At 66.6% G+C, this 6,196-nt stretch carries 7 protein-coding genes; 4 read left to right on the top strand and 3 right to left on the bottom strand.

Translation table 11 applies throughout. From position 1 onward, the window contains the following. Positions 1 to 2 precede the first annotated feature (2 nt). Positions 3 to 797: an SDR family oxidoreductase gene (locus ACOJTD_RS07630; RefSeq protein ID WP_420132317.1), complete on the top strand. Its 795-nt coding sequence runs from the start codon at positions 3 to 5 to the stop codon at positions 795 to 797. An 84-nt stretch (positions 798 to 881) separates the two neighbouring features. On the opposite strand, the gene ACOJTD_RS07625 is transcribed toward ACOJTD_RS07630, so the two are convergent. Both ACOJTD_RS07625 and ACOJTD_RS07620 read right to left on the bottom strand, forming a co-directional pair. Continuing rightward, entirely contained in the window at positions 882 to 1,310 is a 429-nt protein-coding gene (locus ACOJTD_RS07625) for a universal stress protein (RefSeq protein WP_420132316.1), read from the bottom strand. Positions 1,311 to 1,427: 117 nt separating this feature from the next. Next, complete coding sequence (locus ACOJTD_RS07620; protein WP_420132315.1) at positions 1,428 to 1,958, bottom strand: SixA phosphatase family protein; 531 nt, start codon at positions 1,956 to 1,958, stop codon at positions 1,428 to 1,430. 94 nt (positions 1,959 to 2,052) lie between these two features. On the opposite strand from ACOJTD_RS07620, the gene ACOJTD_RS07615 reads away from it, so the two are divergent. From ACOJTD_RS07615 to ACOJTD_RS07605, 3 genes are all read left to right on the top strand, one after another. Then, the gene (locus tag ACOJTD_RS07615; RefSeq protein ID WP_420132314.1) at positions 2,053 to 3,516 is read left to right on the top strand and encodes an NAD(P)/FAD-dependent oxidoreductase; all 1,464 of its coding nucleotides are present in this window, start codon (positions 2,053 to 2,055) and stop codon (positions 3,514 to 3,516) included. Positions 3,517 to 3,646: 130 nt separating this feature from the next. Then, positions 3,647 to 4,144: a peptide-methionine (R)-S-oxide reductase MsrB gene (msrB, locus tag ACOJTD_RS07610; protein ID WP_420132313.1), complete on the top strand. Its 498-nt coding sequence runs from the start codon at positions 3,647 to 3,649 to the stop codon at positions 4,142 to 4,144. 219 nt (positions 4,145 to 4,363) lie between these two features. Next, positions 4,364 to 5,815, top strand: coding sequence for a glycosyltransferase family 39 protein (locus ACOJTD_RS07605; RefSeq protein WP_420132312.1), 1,452 nt, complete (start codon positions 4,364 to 4,366; stop codon positions 5,813 to 5,815). A 29-nt stretch (positions 5,816 to 5,844) separates the two neighbouring features. Here ACOJTD_RS07605 and ACOJTD_RS07600 read toward each other — a convergent pair whose 3' ends face one another. After that, positions 5,845 to 6,117 carry a hypothetical protein gene (locus ACOJTD_RS07600; RefSeq protein ID WP_420132311.1) on the bottom strand — a complete coding sequence of 91 codons (273 nt, stop codon included), beginning with the start codon at positions 6,115 to 6,117 and terminating at the stop codon, positions 5,845 to 5,847. Positions 6,118 to 6,196 lie beyond the last annotated feature (79 nt).

Here is a 6,196-nt window from a genome sequence, read left to right as displayed (position 1 = left end):
AGATTGCAGGCAAGGTCGTCGTCGTCACCGGCGGCGGCAACGGAATCGGTCAGGCGCTGTGCGAGACTTTCGCCAAGGCCGGTGCCGCCAAGGTCGTGGTGGCGGATCTCGATCAGGCGCGCGCCGAAGCGGTGGCGCAGGCGATCGGCGGCGCGGCGTTCAAATGCGACGTGGCCAAAGAAACCGACATCCAGCACGTCATCGAGGAGACCGAGCGCCAGTTCGGCCCGATCGACCTGTTCTGTTCCAACGCCGGCATTGGCGGTGGCTTCGATCCGCTATCGGAGAACGCCGGCGGCTCGTCCGACGAGCCGTTCATGAAGAGCTGGATGATCCACGTGATGGCGCATGTCTATGCTGCGCGGCATCTGGTACCGCGCTACAAGGCGCGCGGCGGCGGCTACTTCCTCAACACCATCTCGGCGGCAGGTCTTCTCTCGCAAGTCGGCAGCCCGGCCTATTCGGCCACCAAGCACGGCGCCGTCGGCTTTGCCGAGAACCTCGCGATCTCGCACAAGGCCGATAACATCCGCGTGTCGATCCTGTGCCCGCAGGGCGTCGACACCAACATGCTACGTGGCTTGCCGAAAGGTCCGCAATCGGCTGATGGCAATCTGTCGCCCGAGCAGGTCGCACAGGACGCGCTGAAGGGCGTCGAGCAGGAAACCTTCCTGATCCTGCCGCATCCGCAAGTGCTCGACTACATGCGCAAGAAGACCGACAATTACGACCGCTGGATTGGCGGCATGGCCAAGATCCAGGCCAAGCTGCGGGAGAGTTTCGGCCCGAAGGCGTAAGGCGCCGCACCCTGCTTCCCCTGGGCGGGGCGCTCTTCGCATGCGCGCAAGCCAAGGGGACGCAACGGGCGGGACGGCCGCTCATCAGCTGTCCCGCACCACGAGCACTGAGCAGGGCGCGTAACGGACGACGTGACCGGCGTTGGAGCCGAGGAAGTAACTGCGCATCGCCGGCCGATGCGAACTCATCACGATCAGGTCGGCGCCGATCGCGGTCACCTCTTCGATGATCTCGTGATAGATGCCGCCCTGCCGCACCACGGTCGAGAGCCGCGCTGGCTCGATCCCGGAGGCCGCCGCGACCTCGGCGAGCGCCATCTCGGCGTCGCGGCGCTGCTGCTCGTCGAAATCCGCCGGGACGTACTCGGCCAGCACCACCGGCGTGAGCGAGATCACGTGGAGCAGCCTCACCGTGCCGTCATAGGTTTGCGCCAGCGTGGCGGCAGTTTTCAGGGCCGGCTGCGCCAGCGCGGTGTCGGCAAGATCGATCGGCACCAGAATCGATTTGAACATCGAAGCCTCCCGCATGTGACGGCGCTGCAGTATGGCGCAACGGCGCTGCGGGCGGCAATGCGGGGAGGCGCGGGTCGGCAGGTTACGCGTTCAGCCATCCCACAGCGTCGCGACGTACTAGCTCGCCTCGCGCAGGATCTTCGGGCTGACGAAGTGATGCAGCTTGCCGGTGCCGAAGCGGGCGTCGGCCCAGTCGGCGATCGGGAAGTCGATCACCGCGATCGCACTGGTCGGCATGTTGCCCGACAGCAGCTTGCGGTCGGCTTCGTTGCAGCCGCAGGTCAGGCCGAGCGCGAGTTCCTGGAGCCCCGGGTTGTGCCCGACCAGCATCAGCCGATTGATCCCGGCGGAAACCTCGTGAACGGCCTGCAGCAACTGCGCAGAGCTGGCGCTATAGAGTTCCGGGAGATGCTCGACCTGCGGCTCGGCGCCGGCCGGGAACAGGCCGGCCAGGATGTCCCAGGTCTGCCGCGTCCGCGTCGCCGTCGAGACCAGCACCTGATCCGGCACCAGCCCTTGCTCCGACAGCCATTCCGCCATCGCGGCCGCATCGGTCCGGCCGCGCTCTTCGAGCCGGCGGTCATGGTCCTTGCCGGTGGGCGCATCCGTTTCGGTCTTGGCGTGACGCAGCAGGATCAGTCGGCGCATGTATCCCTTCCCACTGGGGGCAAGCTTGCGGATTAATCGAAGAGCCGCGGCAGGACAAGGTGACAATCGCCCGGGCTGTCCGTAAGGAAACGTCATGACCTTGCCCGTCACAAGTGCGACCAATGGACCGGACCCGCTGCCGACCGAAGCGGCCGCCGAACCGCACGCGCGGCTGACCTTCGATCACGACGTCGACCTGTGCGTGATCGGTGCCGGTCTGGCCGGCCTGTCCGTTGCGCTGGAAGCCGCGCAACTCGGTCTCAGTGTGGCGGTGCTGGAGGGGCGTCGGGTCGGCTGGGCAGCCTCGGGCGCAACGCTCGGCAGCGTACTTCCGGGCTACGGCGTTCCGATCGGCGAACTGATTGACCGGGTCGGACTCGCTCAGGCCGGCGAGCTGTGGAAGCTGTCGCGCGAGGGCATGGAGATCGTCCGCGCCCGCGCCACCGAGGAGGCGATGCCGGGGATCGCGCTGTCGTCCGGCGCACTCGAGGTATCCAATGTCGATCTCGGCGATCGGCTGGTCGAGCGGCTGCAGACGCTCGGCGTCGACTTCGGCAGTGAAGTCGAGGGCTGGCAGATCGACCGCGTCCGTGACGTGCTGCGGACGCAGCGTTACTTCCACGCCATCCACTTTCCCGATGCCTTCCAGCTCGATGGCCGCCGCTACATCCGCGGCCTCGAGGCGATGGCGCGCCGCGCCGGCGTCCGGATCTTCGAAGATACGCCGGCGCTCGGCATCGACTCGTCGGGCATCCGCAAGCGGATCGTCACTCCGCACGCGCGGCTTCGGGCGTCCGACATCGTCCTCTCTGGCAATGTGCATCTCGGCGCCGCATCGCCGCGGCTGACCCGGACGCTGCTGCCGATGTGGCGCACGGCCGTGCTCACCGCGCCGCTTGGTGAGCGGCTGGCCGAGGCGATCGCCTTCACCGGCTCGATCGCCGATACCGACGGCGTCGATCACTACCGCATCGTCGGTGGCGATCGGCTGCTGTGGACCGGCCCGGAGACGACGTTCGAGATCGCGCCGCGGCGGCTCGAAGGCCTGATCCGCCGCCGCATCGCCGCACTGTATCCGCAGCTCGGTGCCGTCACGATCGAACGCAGCTGGAGCGGCGTGATCGGCCAGACCGTCCACGGCATGCCGCAGATCGGCGAGTTGCGGCGCGGCCTGTGGGTAGCCAGCGGCTTCGGCCGTCAGGGGCTGGCCGCCACCGCGATAGCCGGACGGCTGATCGCGCGCGGCATCGTCCAGGGCGACCAGCGCTGGCGAGTGTTCGATCCATTTGAGTTGGTCTGGGCCGGTGGACGGATCGGCCGGGTGGTGGGGCAGGGCGTCGCCATTGCCGAGCGCCGGACGGCGATCGCAGCCGGCTTGCTGGCGCGCTATCGCGAGCGTGCCGCGGAGCGTCGCCGGGTGCGCGAGGAGCGGCTCGAAGCGGCCAATCGGAGTGTCCGTCGGCTTCCGCCCGAGCGGATGCGCGCCGGTCATTCAGCAGAGCTTCCCGATCGCGTCTCGCAGGATGTGCAGCGCAACGATAGCGGCGCTTCACACTAGTCGCGCGGCCACGCCTCGCGACAATGTGAGTGCGGGGGCGGCCGGGTGCTGTAACTTCCCTGGCCATGGCCGCGTATCTCCGCTCGACAATCGCCGCGGCCGCCTGGGCCTGCCACTAACGGAGACAGCCATGATCGATCGCCGCCTGCTGCTCACTTCCGCTGCCCTTGCTGCGGTGTTCGGCTTTCGCTGGCTGCGGCCGGACGCTGCGCGCGCCGCGGAGAAATTCGAGATCGAGAAGACGCCGGAGGAATGGCGGGCGCAGCTCACGCCGATGCAGTATCACATCCTGCGTGAGGAAGGCACCGAGCGACCGTTCTCGAGTCCGCTGCTGAAAGAGCATCGGAAGGGCACCTTCGCCTGCGCCGGCTGCGACCTGCCGTTGTTTGCCTCGGACACGAAATACGACAGCGGGACCGGCTGGCCCAGTTTCTGGCAGCCGCTGCCGAACGCGGTCGGCGAACGCAAGGACAGCACCCTCGGCATGATCCGCACCGAAGTGCATTGTCGCCGCTGCGGCGGCCATCTCGGTCACGTGTTCGACGACGGCCCGAAGCCGACCGGTCTTCGCTACTGCATGGACGGCTATGCCCTGACCTTCAAGCCGGCGGCCTCAAACCCGAGCTGAGGTTCGTTTACATGCCGAGGGTTGCAGCCCTCGGCCTTGATCGGTCGGGTTTTCTTGCCGCAGCGTCTCACCGTAGAGGTTTTCCGAGAGGAAAGCCTGAACTGCGATTGACAAGACTGCGCCACGTCCGCATCAAGCCGCCAACATTAACTTTTGGATATGTTGACGGCAGGCCAGATGGATCGAACGTCGTCCCGGTCGGGATTTTCCACTGGCCTGATGCTTCTGGTCGCGTTCGCGCTGCTGTTGCCCGTCGTTCTCGCGGCCTTGGTATTTCCGACCCCGCTTTACGACACCCGCGAACTGGTGGCGTGGGGACGCCACTTCCCTCTGGTGACGCCGGTTCATCCGCCCGTCATGGTCTGGGTCGGTGGTCTGGTCGATCTTCTGTTCGGCCCGTCCGGCACCGCGATCGTATTCGTCAATCAGCTCTGCCTCGCGATCGGACTCGCCTATCTGTATGCGATCCTGCGCCTGCTGGTCGAGCGTACGATGGCGGCCTACATGGTCGCGCTGACGGCGGCGTCGTTCTACGTGATCTTCGGTCCGCTCTCGTGGGCGCTGAACGCCGATATCCTGCAGCTCACCTCCTGGCCGGCGGTGCTGTATCATTTCATGCGCGGCCGCAGCACGGACCGCTGGCTGCACTGGATCCTCCTCGGCGCGTGGGCCGCGATCGCCGCCCTGACCAAGTACAACGCGGTTGTACTGTTCATCGGCATGGCTGCGGGCGTGCTCGCGGTCCCGTCGTTCAGATCCTGCCTGCGCCGGCCGGGCTTTTACGTCGCGGTTCTGATCGGCGCGCTGCTGTTCCTTCCGCATGTGCTGGCGGCGCTGAAGGTGGGGACAACGATCCACTACGGCGAGCGGCACTTCACCGGCTTCGGCTCAGTGCCGAATACTGCGCGGCGGCTCGGCTGGCTCGTCGTCGGCTATCTGCCGCTTTTGGTCCCGGGCGCGATCGTGCTGGCGATCGGCGTGGCGCGTCGCATGCTGATCTGGCGGGTGCCGAGCTTCGCTGAGGCGAGCGACGAGCTGAAGTTCGTCGTCGTCGCCAACATCGCGATGTTCGCGCTGCTGACGGTGCTGATCGTCGGCTTCGGCCTGGAATACATCGCCCGTTACGGCGCGCCGTTCGCCGAGCTGGCGGTGTTGACGCTTGCGCCGTTGTTTTCCTGGGCCGATGGCAAGCGCGATGCGGTGATGAGCGAGACGGCGCAGTCGCTCGGGGCGCTGTATGGCGTGCTGGCGGTCGCCGCCTCGGTGATCTACATCTTCTTTGCGTCGCACAGCGGGTTGCAGGAGGCGACCGCGCAGGCCGCGCGGCTCGTCCTGTCCGACTGGAACAGCAAGTACAAGTGCGGCCCGGGCTATTACCTCGGCGACCGCCAGACCGTCTACGGCATTGGGATCGCGGCCGGCCCCGAAGGGGATTCGATGACGATCGAATTCATCCCGAAGGCGCGCTGGTTCGATGCCAAGAAGCTCGCCGACAAGGGCGCCGTGCTGATCTACACGCTGCCACAGGTGCCGGATAGTTTCGCGGCGGAGTTTCCCGATCTGCCGATGTCCGAGGAAAAACGGATCAGCGTGCCGGTGCTGCGGACCCACACCGGCAAGACCAAAGAGTACTTCTATCGCTTCGTTCCGCCGAAGGCCTGCGGCGGCTGAAGGTCCGGTTCGGCTCGGCTCGGCTCAGCTCAGCCTACCAGCATGTGCCACTTCTCGGCAGCTTCGATCGCTGCCGGACGAAGGCCATCGGCCGGCAGGCCGCGATGCAGCGCCTTGGCATATTCACAAACGGCCATGAACGTCGAGGCGCGCGCCTCGTCGACCTCGAAGGAATGCGGCGTGCCGTCGCCCTGCACCAGTCCGACCAGCCCGTTGAGGATGCCGAGCGCCGCTTTCGGGTCGCTCAGTTCGGTCTGCCGTAAACACTGCAGCACATGCTGCGCCATCTCGCCTTCACTCATGCCCAATCCGCTCGACCGTGAACTCACGTCGCCTGATACCATGACGCAGGGGGGATGTCCTGATCTGGCGCAAGTCGGA

The sequence above is a fragment of the Rhodopseudomonas sp. genome (assembly GCF_048594845.1).
Taxonomy (GTDB): Bacteria; Pseudomonadota; Alphaproteobacteria; order Rhizobiales; family Xanthobacteraceae; genus Rhodopseudomonas.
This window is presented reverse-complemented; position numbering and strand designations above follow the sequence as displayed.